This window comes from Bradyrhizobium guangxiense, assembly GCF_004114915.1.
Classification (GTDB): Bacteria; Pseudomonadota; Alphaproteobacteria; order Rhizobiales; family Xanthobacteraceae; genus Bradyrhizobium; species Bradyrhizobium guangxiense.
The window spans coordinates 4,094,642-4,113,201 of record NZ_CP022219.1; the positions used below are offsets into that span (position 1 = coordinate 4,094,642).

21 protein-coding genes are annotated in these 18,560 nt (G+C 63.2%); 11 read left to right on the forward strand and 10 right to left on the reverse strand.

Annotated features, from left to right (window positions below; translation table 11 throughout):
* Nucleotides 1–11: 11 nt before the first annotated feature.
* The 4 genes from X268_RS19610 to X268_RS19625 form a co-directional block, all read right to left on the reverse strand.
* Nucleotides 12–1,052, reverse strand: coding sequence for a glycosyltransferase family 4 protein (locus tag X268_RS19610; RefSeq protein WP_128926438.1), 1,041 nt, complete (start codon nt 1,050–1,052; stop codon nt 12–14).
* A gap of 4 nt (nt 1,053–1,056) precedes the next feature.
* Entirely contained in the window at nt 1,057–1,179 is a 123-nt protein-coding gene (locus tag X268_RS40550) for a hypothetical protein (RefSeq protein WP_283818269.1), read from the reverse strand.
* A 251-nt stretch (nt 1,180–1,430) separates the two neighbouring features.
* Nucleotides 1,431–1,889 carry a hypothetical protein gene (locus tag X268_RS19620; protein ID WP_245477561.1) on the reverse strand — a complete coding sequence of 153 codons (459 nt, stop codon included), beginning with the start codon at nt 1,887–1,889 and terminating at the stop codon, nt 1,431–1,433.
* A 28-nt stretch (nt 1,890–1,917) separates the two neighbouring features.
* Nucleotides 1,918–2,118: a hypothetical protein gene (locus X268_RS19625; RefSeq protein ID WP_128926440.1), complete on the reverse strand. Its 201-nt coding sequence runs from the start codon at nt 2,116–2,118 to the stop codon at nt 1,918–1,920.
* A gap of 284 nt (nt 2,119–2,402) precedes the next feature.
* On the opposite strand from X268_RS19625, the gene X268_RS19630 reads away from it, so the two are divergent.
* Nucleotides 2,403–2,816: a hypothetical protein gene (locus X268_RS19630; RefSeq protein ID WP_208764381.1), complete on the forward strand. Its 414-nt coding sequence runs from the start codon at nt 2,403–2,405 to the stop codon at nt 2,814–2,816.
* Nucleotides 2,817–2,895: 79 nt separating this feature from the next.
* Here X268_RS19630 and X268_RS19635 read toward each other — a convergent pair whose 3' ends face one another.
* Nucleotides 2,896–3,315 (reverse strand): hypothetical protein, encoded by a 420-nt coding sequence (locus tag X268_RS19635; RefSeq protein ID WP_128926441.1) that lies wholly within the window; start codon nt 3,313–3,315, stop codon nt 2,896–2,898.
* A gap of 89 nt (nt 3,316–3,404) precedes the next feature.
* Nucleotides 3,405–3,746, reverse strand: coding sequence for a DUF1236 domain-containing protein (locus X268_RS19640; protein WP_128926442.1), 342 nt, complete (start codon nt 3,744–3,746; stop codon nt 3,405–3,407).
* Here X268_RS19640 and X268_RS19645 point away from each other — a divergent pair.
* From X268_RS19645 to X268_RS19650, 3 genes are all read left to right on the forward strand, one after another.
* Nucleotides 3,691–4,893: an ABC transporter substrate-binding protein gene (locus X268_RS19645; RefSeq protein WP_128926443.1), complete on the forward strand. Its 1,203-nt coding sequence runs from the start codon at nt 3,691–3,693 to the stop codon at nt 4,891–4,893. The genes X268_RS19640 and X268_RS19645 overlap by 56 nt on opposite strands.
* Nucleotides 4,894–5,195: 302 nt before the next feature.
* Entirely contained in the window at nt 5,196–5,627 is a 432-nt protein-coding gene (locus X268_RS39540) for a hypothetical protein (RefSeq protein WP_164937816.1), read from the forward strand.
* Complete coding sequence (locus X268_RS19650; RefSeq protein WP_164937817.1) at nt 5,624–6,106, forward strand: ABC transporter substrate binding protein; 483 nt, start codon at nt 5,624–5,626, stop codon at nt 6,104–6,106. The genes X268_RS39540 and X268_RS19650 overlap by 4 nt, the downstream gene beginning before the upstream one ends.
* Before the next feature lie 58 nt (nt 6,107–6,164).
* Here X268_RS19650 and mdoH read toward each other — a convergent pair whose 3' ends face one another.
* The 4 genes from mdoH to X268_RS19670 form a co-directional block, all read right to left on the reverse strand.
* The gene (gene mdoH, locus X268_RS19655) at nt 6,165–8,279 is read right to left on the reverse strand and encodes a glucans biosynthesis glucosyltransferase MdoH (RefSeq protein ID WP_128929317.1); all 2,115 of its coding nucleotides are present in this window, start codon (nt 8,277–8,279) and stop codon (nt 6,165–6,167) included.
* Nucleotides 8,267–9,646, reverse strand: coding sequence for a glucan biosynthesis protein G (locus X268_RS19660; protein ID WP_430648422.1), 1,380 nt, complete (start codon nt 9,644–9,646; stop codon nt 8,267–8,269). The genes mdoH and X268_RS19660 overlap by 13 nt, the downstream gene beginning before the upstream one ends.
* A gap of 434 nt (nt 9,647–10,080) precedes the next feature.
* The gene (locus X268_RS19665) at nt 10,081–10,413 is read right to left on the reverse strand and encodes a hypothetical protein (protein WP_128926445.1); all 333 of its coding nucleotides are present in this window, start codon (nt 10,411–10,413) and stop codon (nt 10,081–10,083) included.
* Nucleotides 10,413–10,661: a hypothetical protein gene (locus X268_RS19670; RefSeq protein WP_128926446.1), complete on the reverse strand. Its 249-nt coding sequence runs from the start codon at nt 10,659–10,661 to the stop codon at nt 10,413–10,415. The genes X268_RS19665 and X268_RS19670 overlap by 1 nt, the downstream gene beginning before the upstream one ends.
* A gap of 56 nt (nt 10,662–10,717) precedes the next feature.
* Here X268_RS19670 and X268_RS19675 point away from each other — a divergent pair, with 56 nt between their 5' ends.
* The 7 genes from X268_RS19675 (at nt 10,718) to X268_RS19710 (ending at nt 18,236) form a co-directional block, all read left to right on the forward strand.
* Nucleotides 10,718–11,665, forward strand: a complete 948-nt coding sequence (locus X268_RS19675) for a MobA/MobL family protein (RefSeq protein ID WP_164937819.1) — start codon at nt 10,718–10,720, stop codon at nt 11,663–11,665.
* Nucleotides 11,666–12,237: 572 nt separating this feature from the next.
* Nucleotides 12,238–12,591, forward strand: coding sequence for a hypothetical protein (locus X268_RS19685; RefSeq protein ID WP_164937820.1), 354 nt, complete (start codon nt 12,238–12,240; stop codon nt 12,589–12,591).
* Between the two features lie 682 nt (nt 12,592–13,273).
* Entirely contained in the window at nt 13,274–13,522 is a 249-nt protein-coding gene (locus X268_RS19690; RefSeq protein WP_128926449.1) for a helix-turn-helix transcriptional regulator, read from the forward strand.
* Between the two features lie 123 nt (nt 13,523–13,645).
* Nucleotides 13,646–14,488: a hypothetical protein gene (locus X268_RS19695; RefSeq protein WP_128926450.1), complete on the forward strand. Its 843-nt coding sequence runs from the start codon at nt 13,646–13,648 to the stop codon at nt 14,486–14,488.
* Nucleotides 14,489–14,586: 98 nt separating this feature from the next.
* A complete protein-coding gene (locus X268_RS19700; RefSeq protein ID WP_128926451.1) occupies nt 14,587–15,180 on the forward strand; it encodes a hypothetical protein in 594 nt (197 codons plus the stop codon).
* Nucleotides 15,181–15,370: 190 nt separating this feature from the next.
* Complete coding sequence (locus X268_RS19705) at nt 15,371–16,810, forward strand: AAA family ATPase (RefSeq protein ID WP_128926452.1); 1,440 nt, start codon at nt 15,371–15,373, stop codon at nt 16,808–16,810.
* A 151-nt stretch (nt 16,811–16,961) separates the two neighbouring features.
* Nucleotides 16,962–18,236, forward strand: a complete 1,275-nt coding sequence (locus X268_RS19710) for a DUF2130 domain-containing protein (RefSeq protein WP_128929319.1) — start codon at nt 16,962–16,964, stop codon at nt 18,234–18,236.
* Nucleotides 18,237–18,560: the final 324 nt, after the last annotated feature.

Here is an 18,560-nt window from a genome sequence, read left to right on the forward strand (position 1 = left end):
TGAGACGCTCCTCAGGCGTGGTGAGCTTTCCGAGCGACCAGTACCCGATAGCTCTCTTCGTACTGCCTGGCCATTCGACTGGCGACGAAACGCTCCTCGAAGCGGGCGCGGATTGTGCTTCGGTCCAGCCGGCGCGCTTCCTTGACCGCTTCGATCGCTTGCTCCTCGTCGTCCACGATGAAGCCGGTGACGCCGTGTTCGACGACTTCCGGCACCGATCCTGAACGGTAGGCGATCACGGGCGTGCCGCATGCCATCGCCTCGATCATGACCAGGCCGAAGGGCTCGGGCCAATCGATCGGAAACAGCAGCGCGGCAGCGCCGGCGAGGAAGGGTTGCTTCCGGATTTCGTCCACCTCGCCGATGAGCTGGACCTTCTCGCCGTCGATCTCGGGTTCGAGCTTCTTTTTGAAGTAGGCCGTCTCGGCTCTGGGTATCTTGGCCGCGATCCGGAGCGGCATCCGGGCCGCCCGCGCGATGCGTATCGCGGCTTCCGCCCCCTTCTCCGCCGTCAGCCGCCCGAGGAAGGCCAGGTACGCACCGGCTTCGTAGGAAGGACGAAACAGGTCCTTCGGCAATCCGTGCTGAATCGTCGCGATCCAGTTGGCGCCCGGAAGCGGGCGCCGCTGATTGTCGGAGATGGAGACGAATGGCGCCTTGGGGAAAGTCCCGATCGCGTCGGGCAAGCCCGGAAGGTCGAGTCGGCCATGCATCGTGGTCAGAAACGGCACGCCCGTCCGGCTCAGCACCGGCAGCGGCAGCCAGTCGACATGGGAATGAATGACGTCGAATTCGTGCGCATGTTCGGCGACGGCCTCGATCAGCAGCGAGCAGGCGGCGTTGGCGTCGACACCGCGCCGCCCCAGGCGCAGCGCGCGCGGCCACACCGCGTGAAGCTTTGCCTTCGTACTGGAATCGCCGCTTGCGAACAGGGTGACGTCGTGGCCGAGATCGACCAGTTCGTCGACCAGCCAGGCGATCACCCGCTCGGTACCACCGTACAGCTTCGGAGGGACGCTTTCGGCCAACGGGGCAAGCTGAGCGATCCGCATCGAGCTAGGCCCCGAACGCGATGCGCAGGCCGATGACGATGGTCGCGGAGATCAGAAACGAAATCGCAAGCAGGGTCCAGCCGGGCCTTGTGCTTCCGTTGGCTAGGCGCGCGACGAGCATTTTCATGCTCGTCAACATTCGTCTCTGGGAAGCCGGTGCAGGTAGGCTAACCCGAAGGTAGCAAGTTCTTCGGTATCGCTCTGTCGCTCTTCCCATCTCCGATGCAGGTGGCGTTCCATAAGGCAGCGCCGACCATCATGAGCGTCGACATCGGGATGCCGTACCCGATACACGGTCCAGGCTGTCTCCGTGGCGTTCTTCAAGACGACGTTGCCGGCCATGCTCACTCTCCGGAGACGAACCCAGTCGCTGCCAACTCAAGGCGCTTGGGAAAGTTTCCGGTTTTTCCCGGTCAGCCGCGTCAACCGGACAAGCGCGAGTTCAGCAAGCTTTTGCGCGAGCCCGCTCGCGTGCCGCACGACGGCGCTGCAGGCGCTGGCTTCGGCCAGAGCGCCTGGCGGCGAGAGGTGGGGACGGCGCTGGATCCGAAGCCGGCGGCTCCACGGCGGGCGCAGCGCTCTCCGTTCCTCTCGGTAGGCCTTTGCTTCCATGAACTCGAGCACGGATCGGCCCTTCTCCGTGATCCGCCATCCGCCATTCAGACGCTCGACCATTCCTTGCGAGAAGATGTCGAGCTCCGGCACGCGTGCGGCGAGACGCTTGGTCCGCTCGGCCCAGTCGCGCCCGCTCGTCGCCAGGATCGCCATGTCGCGCTTGAGATCGGCCATGACGGCGAACCCGTCGGGATAGCTCACCAGGATCTTGAGCACGGTCACCTGGAAATTCACCCCCGCCTTCCTCGCCCTATCGCCACATGGTCGGAGCGTCGTGGAGCGCCGCGCGTCCGACCTGCTTCAGCCTCTCGGGCGAGGTGTCGCCGTCGGTAGCCGCTTCCAGAATCTTCGAGGCTACATGAGTGCGCGCCGCGGTCTCATGACGCGAGACGTCTTCGCAGACCTCGTCGAAGACGGCGCGCAAGAGCGCGGTCGTGGCCGGATCGAACATGGGAACCCCCAACACAAGAAGAGTTAGTTTACTGCGGAAACGCTGTGCGGCGAATTCAACAAAGTTAACGCGATTACATCAAGCGAAGGCCATCGAGAGCTTCCGCGGCGCAACATGAACTGAACCCAACCCGGAGCTTGCTGTTGTGGTCCAAGCTCGATGCTTTCGAGTGAAGCTGCCCCGGCGCCGAGCATCCATTGCCCGCTCGCCGCCGGGGCCAGTGAAACCATTGCCATTTTTTCCCGTTGTGGTCGGGGCGTTCGAACAAAGTGAAAGGATCCTCGATGAAGAAGATTGCAATGTCGGCGCTGATGGTCGGCGCCCTTGGTCTCGCCTCGGTGGCCACGACGTCTCCCGCCGAAGCTCACTGGCGCGGCGGCTGGGGACCGGGCATCGCCGGCGGCCTGGTTGCAGGCGCCGTCATTGGCGGAATTGCCTCCTCGGCTTATGGTTGGGGACCGGGCTATGGCTACTACGGTGGCCCCCGCTACTACGGAGCCGGCTACTATGGCGGTCCCTACGACTACGGGTACGACGAGCCCTATAGCTGGGGCGGCGGCTACACCACGACCTACTACACGGCTCCGGTGTCCTACGGTTATCGCTATCGCCGTGTCGTCCGCCCTGCCTACGCATACTATCGCGGGTCGTATCCGGTCGTTCGCCATCACTGGCATCGGCACCACCGCCACTGGTGAGAGCGGGCGCACGTGAAGGCAACGAAAGCCGCACCCCCGAGGGAGCGGCCTTTTTGTTTGAACCCCAGTTGCGCTTCGCTCACCACCATCTGCCGGCAAATGGATCGCTCCGCTCGAAGGCGAGACGCCGGTCGGGTGTCCGCTTCTGCAGCTTTGCCGATCGCTTCGGATGTGTGAGGACCGCCGCAGCGCGGGCCGGCGCTTCCTTCCGGGCTTCGCCGGAAGGTGCTGCAGGCACGGCGGCCATGGCTTCTCGCGCTTCTCGCGGCGGCTCTTCCGGAATCGGATCGGCTTGCGCGATCATCGGCGCTTCGTACCGCTGGCTGGTGTCGAAAACGATTTTATCCGGGAGGCTCCTCGCCGATTTTATCCGGATGATGGTCCTGTCGGGATCCGATGGGCCCGTGCGCTCGACGGGAGCCGGCAGGTACCGATCCGCAGCGAATAACAACGCCAGCAGCAGCCCGCCGACGAAGACGAAATAACGGATGATCGGCATGGACGCCGCTCGCAAATGAGAAATCAGGTATCGGCCGGGCCGGAGTGGGGCGGCGGGCCGCTGCTTTCAGCGACCCGCCGCCGGAAAGTTTAGTCGATCTCCTGGACGACCGTGCGGGTCGAGGGGTCGACCAGCATTACGCGCTCGCCCGAGTAGACATAGCGATACTTGGTGAGCGAAGGACCCCAATCGGCAGGCACCGCCTCGAGCTCGGCTTCGCGCGGCACGGGCTGGCCGACCACGATCTTCTGCTGCACCGGACGTACCTTGTGCTCGGTGACGTAGGTGCGGATCTTGGTGCGGTATTCCGGCTCGATCTGCACGGCGGCGGCATGACCGGTGCCGGTGGTGGTCGTGACGACAGTCGACTGCGCCATGGCGCCCGTCGAGATCAACGCGGCGGTCGCGCACGTCAGCATCAGCTTCTTCATCAAAAATCTCCTGACCGCGGGATGCGGCCTGCAAGAACCCGCGGATGATGGCAAGGTTCCGCAGTTGCACTGGGATAATTGCCGACTTTTCCCGGCCACAGGCGCGCGGGGCCCCCTTGAGCCCCGGCCGAAATGGACTGATGCTGGACCTGCAGCAACGGTGGAGAGATCAGTGAAACGTCGCACCTTCATCGCCTCCGCGGCGGCCTCGGCGCTCATGGTCCGACGGCAAGCGCGTGCGGCCTCCAGGCTCTTCCGGATAGGCTGGCTCACGGCCCAGCGGGAGGCCAGCCTGACGCCCTTCCTCGTCGCTTTCCGCGAGGGACTTTCCGAACTCGGCTATCGCGAGGGGGACAACCTGAAGATCGAATACAGGTATGGTGACGACGACCGGACACGCGTCGGGCCACTGGCCGCGGAGCTTACCGGTCTTCCCGTCGATCTGTTGGTAGTCCAAGGAGCGGCCGTTCCGATCGTGTTCGGGTTGAAACTCTCTACGCCATCCGTCTACGCCTTCAGTGGAGACCCGGTCGTCGCCGGCTTCGCCGACAGTCTCTCGCATCCGCACGGCGGCATGACGGGCCTGACCTTCATGGCTGCCGAGCTGAATTCCAAACGTCTCGAGATGCTGCGAGACATCGTGCCCGGATTGAAGCGCGTCGCCATCATCGCCAATCCCGAACATCCGGGGTCCCAGATCGAGCGGGCCTATTCCGAAGAGGCGGCGAAAAAACTCGGGCTGGCGCTCGAGTATTATGGGACAGGCACGGAGGGCCAGCTCGCAGATGCGTTGGCGACCATGGGCAAGACCCCTCCGCAGGCCATGTCGCTCTTTTCCGACGGCTTCGCCATTCAGTACCGGCAGCGGATCATCGACTTCGGAATCGAGCACCGCGCGCCTGTCATCTCGGGCTGGCAAGTCTTCGCGAAGAGCGGCGCCATCTGCACGTATGGGCCCAACCTCTCCGAAAGCTATCGCAGATTGGCCTACTACGTCGACCGGGTCCTCAAGGGCGCGCCGACATCGCAGTTGCCGATTGAGCGGCCGACCAAATTCGAGACCGTGATCAACATGCGGACCGCCAAAAAGCTCGGATTGACCGTTCCGGATACCATGCTCGCCTCAGCCGACGAGCTGATCGAATGAGCGCATCCTCGCCGCCCCCGCGCTTCCTCCTTCAGATGGCAATCGGGACAGGGAGAGGGGTGGACACGCGGGGGATGCACATTGTCGGCTCAGTGGAGCAGAGAGCGGTGGACAACCGCCGGAGGACCGGCGGTGCCATTAGCCGACCTCAGTAGTGGTGATGCCGCCGGTTGCCGCGTCCGATGTACCATCCGTAGTGGTGGCCGCGGTTGCCGTGCCATCCGCGGTGGCCTCTCCCGTGACCGTGACCATGCCCGCCCTTCACCTGGATCAGGCTTTCGTCCTGCGTCGCCGTGGGCGCCATGCCCAATCTCGCCGAAGCCACATCCGCGCCGCCGAGCATAGCTATAGTCAATACTGCCGCCGTCCATCCGAAATTCTTCACCGAAAATCCTCCCGCGCGGGATCGCGCCCGGCATCAAGCGGATCTCGATGGATTTGTTCCCAACGCCGGGGTCCCACGAAGTTTAGCTGCATCGAATGAATTCGATTCTGCCCGCGACCGCTGCGTCGCCGATCTCGGTGCCGATTCCTTCGTCCATCCGAAATCTCTGCGCGTGACCGGCAAAATGTGTACCTTAGCTGTAAGAGCGGAGGAAACAATGCGAAGGCGCGATTTCATCCGAGCGTTTGCCGTCGCGGCTGGCCTGCCGGCAATCGCACGTGCCCAGCAGGGGCAACCCGTCGTCGGATTTCTCAGCACCCGCTCGCCCGTGTGCTGGGACTACTTGTGAACCCGCGCTTCGGCGCCGAGGCGGCCGAAGAACATAAGCAATCCATCGCAGCCGCCGCCCTCACGCTCGGGCGCGAGCTCCGGGTCCAGCAAGCGAGCACCGATGCCGAAATCGACTCCAGTTTCGCGGAGCTGGTCAAGGCAGGGATCTCGGGACTCATCGTGCAGAATGATCCCTTCTTCGACAGCCGGCGCGAGCAAATCCTGACACTCTCGTCCCGAGATCGTCTGCCGGGCATCTTCCATATCCGGGAATTTCCGGCTGGAGGTGGCCTCATGAGCTATGGCGCCAGCCTTTCCGATGCCTATCGCCAGTTGGGCGCGTACGCAGGCAAAATCCTCAGAGGCGCGAAGCCCGACGAGCTTCCGGTGTCGCGACCGACGAAGTTCGAACTGGTCATCAACACCAATACGGCCAAGACACTCGGCCTCGCCGTGCCTCCATCCATTTTGATCGAAGCGGACGAACTGATCGAATAATCGCTTATAAGAGCCGATCCTCTCGCTACTCCTTCGAAGTGCCCGCTAGGCCAACCCCTCATCGCTTCTGCAGCACGGTCGAGAGCGTCGAACCGTCGTTCAAGATCGAGAGGACTTCCCGCGAAGACAGATGCGCCGCGGCTTCCTGGAAGGTATCGCTTGCATCGACTTTGGCGCGGCCGACCGCCAGGTTGGCGTCGACCGTGTCGGGCCGGGCGGCGCGAGGAGGCGGCAGCTGCGCCAGGTGAAAGGCAAGCAACGCGGAATCTTCCCGCAGCTCCATCAGCGCGGGCCTGGCTTCGAGATCCGCCGAAGCGCTCAATTCGTTCGCCCTGCGCAGGACCGGGGGCGGCTCTCGTTCTTCGGGCGTGACGAACAATCTGCCGGTTGCGGGCCTGGCGGTCAGCGCGCCGATAGGAATGGCGAACAGCAGCCCGACGATCACCGGCGACATCCAGAGCAGCAGGGGCAGCGAAACGGCGTAGGCGCTTGCCGCCATCGCGACGCCGCACAGGGTAGGAACGCCGTATTTCCGATAGAGCTCGCGGCGCTCCACCGTGCCATCGTCGCGTCTTTGCGTCTGCCAGCCCGCATCGCGGCCGGACAGTATCTCCACGACCGCGATCGACTGGAAGATCATCATCACGGGCGCCATCAGCGCGGACACGGCGATCTCTGCGAGAACACCGGTGGTGGCACGCAATGCGCCGCCAAATTGCCGTCTCACCGGTCGCTGCGTCCAAAGCAGGATGAGGCTGAAAAGCTTCGGCAGCAGCAGCAGACCCATGGTGGCGACGAACACCCAGATGGCGAGCACGGGATCCTGAGCGGGCCAGGTCGGAAACAGGGAGAAGCCCTTCGGAAAATACTCCGGACGCACGAAGCGGGCCTGCAGCGAGATCATCATTCCCAGCAGCAGGAACAGCAGCCACAGCGGCGCCGTCAGATATGCCCCGATGCCCACCATGAAGTGGAGGCGTGACACCCAATGGAGACCTCGCGCAGGGGCCACGGCCAGATGCTGAAGATTGCCCTGACACCAGCGTCGGTCGCGCGCCGCGAAGTCGAGCAGCGACGGCGGCACCTCCTCAAAGCTGCCTCCGAGCGTCGGCAGCATGTAGATGCCCCCCCCGGCCCGCCGCATCAGCGCGGCCTCGACGAAATCGTGGCTCAGGATGTGCCCGCCGAATGGCTTGCGTCCCCGGAGCGGCGGCAGCGCCGCCGCTTCGGCAAAGGCTTTCACCCGGATGACCGCGTTGTGTCCCCAATAGTTGCCTTCTGAGCCGTGCCACCAGGCGACGCCGGCGGCGATCATCGGTCCGTACAGGCGGCCCGCGAATTGCTGGACGCGACTAAACAGGCTTCGCGCGTTGACGATCATGGGCAGCGTTTGGACGAGCCCGGCGCTCGGGTTGCTCTCGATGGCATGGACCAACCGGACGATGGTCTGCCCGCTCATCAGACTGTCGGCATCGAGCACGATCATGAAGTCATAGACCGCGCCGAACCGCGTGATCCACTCGGAGATGTTGCCGGCTTTGCGCGCCGTATTGTCGGCCCGGTGGCGATAGTACAGCCGCGTTCCTACCGCCTGTCGCAGCGCGAGGAGGGCCTTTTCTTCGGCGACCCAGATGTCCGGATCGGTGCTGTCGCTCAGAACGTACCAGTCGAACAGCTTTCCGTGAGAGGTCGCCTCCAAGGACTCGATGATCGCACGAAGCCGCGCCGTCAATCGGTGCGGGTCTTCGTTGTAGGTCGGAAGCAGCATGGCGGTGCGGCTCGATATGGCAGGCAATTCCGCGCCGGTCGCCGCGTCCGGACGATGCGCCAGCAGCACGAAGAAGCCGGCCAGCGCGGACGCGAACGAAAAGGCGACCCACGCGAGCAAGATCAGGAAGAGCGCCAGCACCATGGCTTCGAGGACGGTGACGCCGCCGACCTGCAGCACCCGATACATCTCGTAGCCGCCCGCACCCGTAAGCGCCGCGGTCGAGAGCAGGATGAGGCCGCGCCGCGAGGCCATCGCCGCGCCGGCCGGCGCAGGAACACGGTCGGGTACACGGCTTTTTCCGAGGTCGCCAGGAGCCATCGGAAGGGGCGACTCGCGCGGCAGCAGGCGCTGGGTCGCGATATCGCCGGCGACCGGGCGGGGCGCCGGGCTCACGGTGCCCATCGGTAGACCCACACTTCCGACAAGGGCTTGTCGCCCTCGGTCAGAAACGCCCGCAGCTCGATCGGCTCTCCCTTCACCTGGCACTGGAAGCTCAGCCGCCAACCGCCGGTGTAGGGATTGGGCTGCGTGACGATGTTCTTCACGTCGGACTTTTCCGCCGTCACCACGCCTTTGACACCCGCAGGATCGATGCCCTTGAGGTTGTCGCCGAGCAGATCGAGCACGAACAGGCGCGCGTCCTCACCCCTCGCCCCGATCCCGCTTCGCGTGAATCTGGCCAGCGAATGCGGTTTGGGACCGTCTGGACCCCAGTGGAGCCGATAGGTGTAATTGTATTCGCCCTTCGCCTGCAGCGGGTTTTTCGGCCGCCAGAACGCGGCGATGTTGTCGTGGACCTCCTCCTTGGTTGGGATCTCGAACAAGGTGACCCCGCCATCGCCCCAATCGCCGATCGGCTCCATCCAGAGACTTGGGCGCTTTTCGAAGCTGGATTCGAGGTCCTGGTAAGCGAAGAAGTTTCTCTCCCGCTGCATCAGCCCGAAGCCGCGCGGATTGAGATCCTGGAAGGTGCTGATCTGGAGGTCTCGCGGATTGCTGAGCGGCCGCCACAGGCTTTCACCCTTCCCATTGAAGATCGCAAGGGCGTCGGAATCGTGGACTGACGGACGGAAATCGTCGATGTCGTTGCGATCGTTCGGACCGTAGAAGAACATGCTGGTCATAGGCGCGAGACCGGCCCGCGGCATTTCGACGCGCGGATAGACCGACATTTCGACATCGAAGACCGTCGTTTCCCCGGGCCGCACGGTGAAGCGGTAGCTCGCTGCGCAGCTTTTGCTGTCGAGCAAGGCATGGATGACCATCGAGGTCGCACCCGGCACCGGCCGCTCGAGCCAGAACGCCTTGAACAGCGGAAATTCCTCGCCCTTGGCTTCGCCGGTATCGATCGAAAGTCCCCGGGCGGAGAGCCCGTACGTCTGTCCCTTGGCTACGGCCCGGAAGTAACTCGCGCCGAGGAATACGCACACCTCATCGTAATAGTCGGAACGATTCATCGGTGCATGTATGCGGAAACCAGCGAACCCGAGATCGATGTCCTCGAACGGCGGGACCTTCTCACCGAAGGAGAAGTCAGCCTTGCGGTACTTGAGCTCGGTTGCCTTTCCGTCCGCGACCTCGAAGATGGTCACTCTGTTCTTGTAAAAGAAGCCGCGATGGAAGAACTGCGCTTCGAACGGAAGATTTTTGCCGCGCCAAAGCGCCCGCTCCGGCAAGAAGCGGATCGAACGATACTGATCGTAGTCCAAGTCCTTCAATCCGCTCGGGAGCTTCTCGTCCGGAGCCTCGTGCGGCTTGGCCGCCAGCATACGGGCCAGGTCCCTCACCGTTGACGGCCCAAACCCATCATCCGACGCCGCGGCGAAGCCGCTTCGCGAGGCGAGCAGCAATGCCGGCAGCACCGCCGACCCTTGAACAAGCTGGCGTCGGTTCACGTGCTCTCCCACTCGCTACTGCTGCCGCGGCCATGCAACGACCGCCACGCCCGCGAGTTCCATCGCGATCCATCATTGACGTGAGGGAGTGGGCCACGGGCGGGAGGAATTCGGATCAAGTCTTGGCCTCCAACGTCGGCGTAAAGGCGCTAAACAGCCCTTCCTCTTGCGGAAGTGCATAGACCTTAGCGTTAGCTGACGGGCCCCCCCTTGCCCCTTTTCCGGCGACCAGAGGGCGTCTCGTCGGCGCGGCCGGCAGGTGATGCTATTCGTGGGGTCGCCTTCGGGGGCAGTCGGTGCCGTCGCCGCTACTCGAAGGCCTTGTTGCGGAACGCCGCCGCCTGGGTGGGAGTGAGCCGAGCGCGCACCTCATCGCGAATGAGAGCCACCACGGAGGGCTCCAGCCTGCCTTGCGCGAGCAAGTCCCACACCGCGCGGCCCACGACACCTTCGCGAATACCCTGTTCCCGCGCCGACGCCTCGTGCAGCTTGCGCTTCTCCTGAACGAGGGCGAGGCGGAGGGCCGCGAGCCGCCGCTCCGACCGTACGACGGCGCTGCGGCGTTGAACTCGCTGGGTCTCGTCCCCATCACCGCCACCGGGGGCCTCGTCGGGGACGGCGCCATCAGAAAGGAAAGTCATTAGGGTGCTCCATTGGGCTTGGATTGCAGGAGCCCCCCATTATTGTCAGGATCCTGCAACGATCCAGAGGCGTCGTTGAACTTTTTTTGGGCGCGCAGCAGCCTGCCGTTCTGCCGTCCCAACACGGCCATCAGAGCTTTCGCCGAGGCCGCCAACCCGGGCAAGCACTTCCCCTCATCACGAAGCCCCGACCAAGCGCAAATTGGATCGAAGAAGCCGACGGGCGGATATTCTTTGCTGCCTTCCATCTTGCAGGCCCGGCGCTTAGGCTACCCGTCAGCTTCATCTATACATTGGGTCAAACGTGAGCGATCACTTTGGTTTAGATCTGGGCGTGGTACAGCGCAGCCGTGGGCAGACCGCCATTGGGCGCTCTCTGTACCAGCTGCGCGGTTCGGCGCGATTGCCCGATGGTTCTGTCGTCGATTATTCCGATCGAACTGATCACGTCGCGCATTTCATCGTCGCACCCGACGATGCGCCCGCTTGGGTCACGGACTGCAAGGAGTTGTGGACCCGAGCCGCCGCCGCAGAGACGCGGGCAGATGCGCAGGAGGCACGCGTCATGGAATTGTCGCTCCCGCGAGAGCTGGCGCGAGAGGATTGGATCGAAATCGCCCGTCGGGTGGCCAAAGCTCTCGCGAAGCGCGGCATGGTGGTGCAAGTGGACATCCACTGTCCGATCGCGTCTGACGGAGGCCTCAATCCCCATGCGCATTTCCTGATCACGATGCGTGAAATCAAGGACGGGAAGTTTGCGCAGAAAAAAGCTCGTCACTGGAATAAGGAGTTCTACGACAAGGCTTCCGTCATCCGCCGCGACATGGCGGATGTGTTGAACCGGTACTGCCAAAAGCGAGGCGTCGATTACCACGCTGACCACCGGTCGAATGCGGAACGGGGGCTGCCTCCGGCCGAGATCCGTCTGCCGCGTTGGAACGTGCTGCATTACAAGCGGACCGGGAAAAAGACCCCTGCCCTCGAGCGACGCGACCAGGAACGCGCAGCCAGGGCGGAGATCGCCCGCCTGGAGGCCGAATACCATGAAGTCCAGCGGGAATTCGCCCGCGCTGAGGAGGCGGCGCCTATCGCTGCTGCGAACTCACGTGCCCTGGTGACCCGCCCGGTCCGCTTCTCCGTTACAAGCATCACCGCGCGCGCTACGTCCGATCGTCCGACTAAGACTTTCGGCGCGCTTCTCGCATCCTCAGTTTCTATGGAGGAGCCGTCCGCTCCCCGGTACGGGCCGTAGCCACGGGAAGCTCTGCCGTCGCCTGGGCCGCAAGCTGGAAATCCCAATAATCCTCGGCGCTGCTTCCCCTCGGCACTGTTGGCCCTGTGATGACGTATGCGGCCGAACTGCTCCTTGTCTTCCCGGCAGACATTCTGAGAGAACGTGGGCGCGCCGGACATGCTCCAGCGAAAGGGATCGGAGAAGAACGCGAGCAGCGGCTCATCGCTGGCGCGGCTCACTCAGCCGAGCGTTGCGAAGGTCCTCGTTCAGCGCCTTCTCGTCTTCGCACGGCGTCAGCCGCTCCAGGCGATGGCTGCCGACATCGCCAGACTGGTGAAGAACATGGCGAACGTCCTGTCGAGCACGACGGGACGCTCAAATCCCACTAACTCTCGCGAATAAGCGCTACCCGTCAGCGGACCGACATCGTTGACACTCAAAGTTTAATCGAAATGCGCTGGCGTAGTGAACACGATCTCAACGGAAAAATGGGATCACAGGATCACAGGATCACAGGATCACAGGATCACAGGATCACAGGATCACAGGATCATGTGATCGAAAGGCAGTACGTCAAGGAAGGAATGGCGATGGCGAAGAAAAAGTCGACCACTCTGCGCGACCTATCTGGTGCAGCGAGTAGTACCAATGCGGCAGAGCCTGTGAAGCTGCTGAGCAAGAACTCAAACATCAATAATGAGTTGTATTTCGTAGTGCCCCCGGAGGAGGATGCCGGCAGAGGTACCAACGGTCAACTCGCACCCACCTCCGCGGTCTCGAGAACCAAAAAGCCCAAAGGGAAGCAGATGAGTGTCTATCTCGAACCGTCTTTGCATAAACGACTTCGAGAATACGCCCACAAGAAGGAAATCAAGATGCACCCGATCATCATCGAGGGGATTATCATGGCCTTGGACAAGCGCGAGGCCTTGATCGAGGAATAGCATTTGCGCGTTTGAGAACGTACCCAGGAACTAAGCACAAGGACGGCGCATTAGGCAGAAGCGCATAGGTTCGACGGCGAGCTCCCCCGACAAGCCCTGGCTTGCAGATAATGGCGTCTCGCCCGGCGTTTTGGAGCCGGTCACTCTTCTCACTGCGATCACGTCCGCCACCGGGCACGTTGAGGCCCATACCAAATCCCACAATCTGAGCATAGCCGTTCGCTTCTCTGGACGAGCGCAACGAGCGGGAACGCGAATAGCTTGATGTGCGGGGCAGGACTATGCTTTGACCGCAGCTTCTATCAGTCAACTGCGCCATGATCAGCCTCGACGCCGCGGCCTGGATCTTGACGCCCTTTCGCGCCAACGGATCCGCACTAATGGCGCGCATCAGTCGCCACTCAAGCTTATGGTCGACACCGCGCCGATCACAAGACGCCGACTACCGTGAATTCGTGCACAGTCGCGCGCAAATTATAAGCCATCGCCGCCCACCATAGAAGATCGACGACAACACCAATCCTTGTTCTAGAAGGCCCGGCGAGGTCATACCGCCTTGGCTGCCCGGCCGGTCCGATCTGTTCTCCCCTGGTTTTGCCTCGTTTTCCCAGGTCTCAGTTGGACGACGATACGAGAATCACCGACAAGGGCCGAGGTCTCGCAATCAGACAATTGGTCCCCGATGGGTCGACCCAGCAAAAAGGCTCCTTCCAACTTCGCCCGGAATGCGCGGACGCTGGGCGAAAACGTGCGGCGGCTGCGACAACTGGCGGAGCTGTCACAAGTAGGGCTTGCTGAAGCTGCGGATCTTCGCCAGGCTTTGATAAGCGAAATCGAACGAGGCGAATCGAATCCTAGGCTAGAGTCGCTGACAAAGATTGCCGATGCGCTGAAAGTGCGCCTGACCGAGCTGTTCAACTACGATCAATAGTGGACTGACCGCCGACGCGATCGTCATCCCAACGCGGCGAACGCGCCTGGTGGCCTGTTGACATTTTTGTTTTTATACGCTATAACGTATAGAATGAAGTGCCGCGTACCGAAAGAGAGTGACATGCCGATTGATCCCACCCTTGGCCTGTTGACCACCGACGAAGCCATATCCCGCGCAGCGAAGCAGGTCGTGGCCAGCGCACTCGACGCGACCTCTTCGATCGATCCGATCATCGGCGCCGAATTCTCCCGCGCGTTCTCCTTCTTTGGATTGGTCGTGCAGCGCCACGGCCTCCTCATCCAGCGGGTGTTGGCCGATATCCTGGCCTCCAGCGGCCGGTTCGAGGTGCTGACGGAAAGCCCCATCCCGATCACGGCCGCCGCTCTTGATCTGCTGGCGTCGGAAAACTCCGAAAAGGATCTCTCCACCATCAAGCTCAAGTCGGATTCCCGTGTGGAGCGGTCCGTGATGGTGGACATCATCGTCATCGACGAGGCCAAGCGTTGGGCCGGCGTCTACGACGTGAAGCGCGGGAACGGCGAAACGACCTGGAAGACGCGAAAGCCGATCGAGAATGACCTGCGTGCGGCGCGCCTGGTCCTTCAGTCCCATCTCAAGAAGCTCGGATACGACATCGACCACGTCGATTCCGCGGTCATCGACTATTACGGCTCCTCCGGTTTTCCCCGCAATATCAAGATCAGCGGCGGCGAGCTCGATCGTCATTTTGGCGTCCCCATCGCTGACAGGATCGACAACATGACGATGGCCCTCCGCGACGAGGTGCACGCGGGTCTGCTCCAGATTTTGGAGCCGACCATTCTCAAGCTGACCGCGGTGAAGACGAAGGTCACCACCGAACAGGCCGCGCGCGCGGCGCCCGAGGGAGCCATCCGGGTCGCCGATATTCTGCAGGCCCGGCCCCGCGGCCCCGATCAGTGGCAGGCTGGTTTCGCGCGCTAGGCGGCACGTAAATCGCAATCTGACCGCGTGTCGACGAGGATGCCGCCTTGAGGGCCGCGCCGCCTTGCCCATCGCTATTCGTGCGTAGGAGTTCAACAATGGATGAGGCGAAGGCGGACAACTCGCAGGAGCGGAATGGTCGCCACCTGGAAGGCCCGCGTTTGGTCGTCGCAGGGCAAGCTGGCCCGACGTTACCGCTCTATCCGGCGTGGGGGCTGACGCGGTTGTCTCCCTGGCCGTATGAACCCAACGAGACGTCACCCCTGGCGTGGTGGCGCCGGTTGCCGCCGGACTCGTTTCACGATGCCGAGCGGTCGCTGTTGCGCGCGACGCTCGGAGATGTCCGCGTCCTCCGCGGCGGGGATGACCTCCCCGCCGCTCTTCGTGGCGATGCAGCAGCCGCCGTTGGCGCCGCGTTGGGCCTGATGCCGATCGGGGAAGTCACGTTGCCGGTCGACGTCACCATGTCGTGGCTCCTGTACACCGCGCTCAAGCAGGATGCGACGGCCGCGCTGGTCATGTCGCAGATCGTTGGTCTCACCGATCTCGGCCACAAGTTCGCGATCGAGCTCGCCGGATCCTGGTTCAAATACGGCCGACGACATTCGGACGATCCACGCAAGTTCGACCTGGCGGAAGACGTCCTTCTGATCGCGTTCCAGCAGCATCAGAACCGGGACCATGGCGCATGAAGCTTGTGTTCTCGGACCTGCATGTCGACGATAACGACGGCTCGGACAACGAAGTATGAGCACGAGCGAGGACTCCGATGATCTCGGCCTTCGGGCAGATGCCGACGACGCGGTCTCGACCGGCGCAGCGGCGGATTCGGTCGACGCGAACGATAGTCTGAAGGATCTTCCCCGGCTGCTCCGCTATTCCATGCTCATCACCGACAGTGCTGACCATATTAAGCAGCGGCTGATCGCCGAGATCGACGAATTGTGCCCGCAGCTCCCTCAGAATGGGGCTTGGGCCAACGCGTCCGGCGTCGATCCCGGACTTGCGCTCGCCGCCGAACTCGACCACCGCGCCGTCGTCCAGAACGAGCCGAACCTGCGCAGCCTGGCCGATTGCGTGAGATTGGTGTGCCTGCCGACGCCTAGCGATCGAACCTATTTCGCGGACCACCGCAGGGTCGGCAAGGCGCTGATCCAGGCTTTTCAGGCTGCCTCGCGGCACGTCGACGACGAACTCTGCTGCGGCCTTGAGCATTTTGTCTTTGGCTGGGCGGCGCTGCCGTCTTGCACCGACATGCTGTCGAAGACAGCTTCCGCGGCGCGGAACGCCGCTTTCTTGGGCAGCCGAATGGCAGCGCACCGCGTTGCAGCGGCGGAAAGGACGGCCTGGCGCAAGGCCAAGGAGCAGGAGGAGCGCAGGAGGCAGGAGGAGGCCGAGGAAGAGGCCGTCGAAGGCGAGGAGCAAGCTGCATCAGTTGTCGCAAAAGCTGTGCCCGAACGTCAGCTGGTGGTCGCTCGCTTGAGCAACGACGCGATGAAGAACATCAAGCTGAAGGACATCCTCGGCCCGTTGAAGAGCGTCATCAACACGCCGCTGCCGCTGGCCGAGGTGCCGCCGCTGGACGAGGTCCGATCCACGCTCCTGTTCGAATTCCCCTATGCACGCGAAGTCATCGATTTTGCGCTGGCCGACTTGGTTGGCCGGGTCACGGTCCGCCTGCGTCCGCTGCTGCTGGTTGGCGACGTTGGCGGCGGCAAGAGCCGATTCGCGCGGCGGCTCGGCGAAGTACTCGGCCTGACGGTTTGGCGCACTGACGCCAGCCGGAACGACGGCGCCGTGTTCGGAGGTACCGACCGGCGCTGGTATTCGGCCGAGCCCTGTCATCCGTTTCTCGCCATCGCACAGGGCAAGACCGCGAGCCCTCTGATCCTGCTGGATGAAATTGAGAAGGCGGGCACGCGATCAGATTATGGTCGGCTCTGGGATTGCTTGTTGGGATTTCTCGAGCCCGAGACAAATGCCCGCTATCCGGATCCGGCGCTGCAGACCAACTTGGACCTCTCCCAGGTCTCATACATTGCCACCGCCAACAGCCTCGATCCCCTGCCCTCGCCCATCCGCGACCGGTTTCGCGTGGTGAGCTTTCCGAAACCGACCGCCGGCGATCTCGATACGCTGTTGCCGGCCGTGATCGCCGATCTCGCCAGGGAGCGCGGCCTCGATGCGAGCTGGGTTCCGCCGCTCGACGGTGCCGAACACGCCGCCGTCACACGCAACTGGCGCGGCGGCTCGGTCCGACGGTTGCGCCGCATTGTCGAGGCGATGCTGCGCGAGCGCGATCTCCATGCCACGAGGAACTGAGATGCCCGACAACACTGACACGAACTCCAAGCAGACGCCGTCCAAGGGCTTGCCGGGTCCGATGCGATTGCCGGGGATAACGCCGCCGACCGTCGCAAGGGCGGTCCGGGACGCCGATACAATCCCCGGCAACGACATCAGGACCGATACCATGACCGCCCCACAGATCGTCTGCCCCAAGTGCCGGACGCAGATCCCAGTGACGGACGCGCTCGCCGAACCTCTCGTCGCTGACGCACGCCGACGTTTCGAGCAGCAGCTGGCGGACAAGGAGGCGGCCTTCGGCCGCCGTGAGGCTCAGCTGCGCGAGGCGCAGAGCGAGCTCAGCAGGGCGCGCGAGACCATCGACGAGCAGGTGGCGGCGAAACTGAAGGCGGAGCGCTCCGCCATCGCGGCAGCCGAGGCCAAGAGGGCACGACTTGCCCTGGCCGACGAAATCACCGCGCGCGACCAGCAGCTGACGGACATGCAGCAGCTGCTGGCGACTAACGCGGAGAAGCTGGCCGTGGCGCAGAAGGCCCAGGCGGATGTGTTGCGCAAGGAGCGCGAGCTGGACGACGCCAAGCGGGAGCTCGATCTCACCGTCGAAAAGAGGATCCAGGACGGCCTCGCCGGCGTGCGCGACAAGGCCAGGTTGGAGGCGGAAGACGCTCTCAGGGCCAGGGTTGCCGAGAAGGAGGCGCAGATCGCAGGCATGCAGCGGCAGATCGAGGATCTGAAGCGTAAGGCCGAGCAAGGATCCCAGCAATTGCAGGGCGAGACTTCGGAGCTCGAACTCGAGGCCCTGCTGCGCACGAACTTCTCCGGCGATCTCATCGAACCTGTCCTCACCGGCCAGAACGGTGGTGATCTGCTGCATCGCGTGCTTGGCCCCGGCGGCCAGGTGTGCGGCACCATCCTCTGGGAATCCAAGCGCACCAAGAACTGGAGCCACGACTGGCTCGCCAAGGTCAGGAATGACCAGCGTGCCGCGCGGGCGGAAATCTCGTTGATCGTCTCCAGCGCCCTGCCGAAGGGACTCGAAACCTTCAACGTCATCGACAACGTCTGGGTCGCGGCCCCCCGCTTCTCGATCCCTCTCGCCACCGTCCTGCGCCAATGGCTGATCGACGTCGCGGCCAGCCGCGCCGCTCAGGAAGGTCAGCAGACCAAGATGGAGCTGGTCTACGCCTACCTGACGGGCCCCCGCTTCCGCCAGCGCATCGACGCCATCGTCGAGCGCTTCACCGACATGCACCAGGACCTTGACCGCGAGCGCAAGATGATGCCCCGCCTCTGGGCCAAGCGCGAGGAGCAGCTCCGCGGCGTGCTGGACTCGACGGCGGGACTCTACGGCGACCTGCAGGGTATCGCCGGCCGGGCGATGCAGGAGATCGAGAGCCTGGACGTGCTCATGATCGAGACGAAGGGGGGAGCGGCGGAGTAGATGTCACGCCGACGAGGAAGCGGCTATCCACTTAGCTTTGTAACGAAACCGAATAGCCCCCCTGATGGATCAGTGTCGGTCAGCACAAGACGGATAAAGTCATCGACCCCGCACTTGACGCCAAAATCCTCCCTCGGGGCGCATCTGAATTGAGCGTCAGTGTACTGAAAGCCGTATTTTTTACTCACCTGGCGCGCCAGTTCGATCGTGTGCGCTCTCATGCGGTTCAGCGGCAACCGTCCTTTGCAAAATATGGCAAAGGTTCGGATCATTCACCGATTAAGCGTGCTTGAGCTCGAAATAGACCGTCCAGACCAGGCAGAG

Excerpts from the sequence above, each read along its gene's own strand:
- X268_RS19710 (WP_128929319.1), top strand. The coding sequence starts at position 16,962 with ATGACCGCCCCACAGATCGTCTGCCCCAAGTGCCGGACGCAGATCCCA.
- X268_RS19630 (WP_208764381.1), top strand. The coding sequence starts at position 2,403 with ATGAAGAAGATTGCAATGTCGGCGCTGATGGTCGGCGCCCTTGGTCTC.
- X268_RS19660 (WP_430648422.1), bottom strand. The coding sequence starts at position 9,646 with ATGCTGGCGGCCAAGCCGCACGAGGCTCCGGACGAGAAGCTCCCGAGC.
- X268_RS19685 (WP_164937820.1), top strand. The coding sequence starts at position 12,238 with ATGGCGAAGAAAAAGTCGACCACTCTGCGCGACCTATCTGGTGCAGCG.
- X268_RS19625 (WP_128926440.1), bottom strand. The coding sequence starts at position 2,118 with ATGTTCGATCCGGCCACGACCGCGCTCTTGCGCGCCGTCTTCGACGAG.
- X268_RS19695 (WP_128926450.1), top strand. The coding sequence starts at position 13,646 with ATGCCGATTGATCCCACCCTTGGCCTGTTGACCACCGACGAAGCCATA.
- X268_RS19690 (WP_128926449.1), top strand. The coding sequence starts at position 13,274 with ATGGGTCGACCCAGCAAAAAGGCTCCTTCCAACTTCGCCCGGAATGCG.
- X268_RS39540 (WP_164937816.1), top strand. The coding sequence starts at position 5,196 with ATGCCCAATCTCGCCGAAGCCACATCCGCGCCGCCGAGCATAGCTATA.
- X268_RS19700 (WP_128926451.1), top strand. The coding sequence starts at position 14,587 with ATGGATGAGGCGAAGGCGGACAACTCGCAGGAGCGGAATGGTCGCCAC.
- X268_RS19705 (WP_128926452.1), top strand. The coding sequence starts at position 15,371 with ATGCTCATCACCGACAGTGCTGACCATATTAAGCAGCGGCTGATCGCC.
- X268_RS19645 (WP_128926443.1), top strand. The coding sequence starts at position 3,691 with ATGGCGCCCGTCGAGATCAACGCGGCGGTCGCGCACGTCAGCATCAGC.
- X268_RS19635 (WP_128926441.1), bottom strand. The coding sequence starts at position 3,315 with ATGCCGATCATCCGTTATTTCGTCTTCGTCGGCGGGCTGCTGCTGGCG.
- X268_RS19610 (WP_128926438.1), bottom strand. The coding sequence starts at position 1,052 with ATGCGGATCGCTCAGCTTGCCCCGTTGGCCGAAAGCGTCCCTCCGAAG.
- X268_RS19670 (WP_128926446.1), bottom strand. The coding sequence starts at position 10,661 with ATGGAAGGCAGCAAAGAATATCCGCCCGTCGGCTTCTTCGATCCAATT.
- X268_RS19665 (WP_128926445.1), bottom strand. The coding sequence starts at position 10,413 with ATGACTTTCCTTTCTGATGGCGCCGTCCCCGACGAGGCCCCCGGTGGC.
- mdoH (WP_128929317.1), bottom strand. The coding sequence starts at position 8,279 with ATGGGCACCGTGAGCCCGGCGCCCCGCCCGGTCGCCGGCGATATCGCG.
- X268_RS19640 (WP_128926442.1), bottom strand. The coding sequence starts at position 3,746 with ATGAAGAAGCTGATGCTGACGTGCGCGACCGCCGCGTTGATCTCGACG.
- X268_RS40550 (WP_283818269.1), bottom strand. The coding sequence starts at position 1,179 with ATGAAAATGCTCGTCGCGCGCCTAGCCAACGGAAGCACAAGGCCCGGC.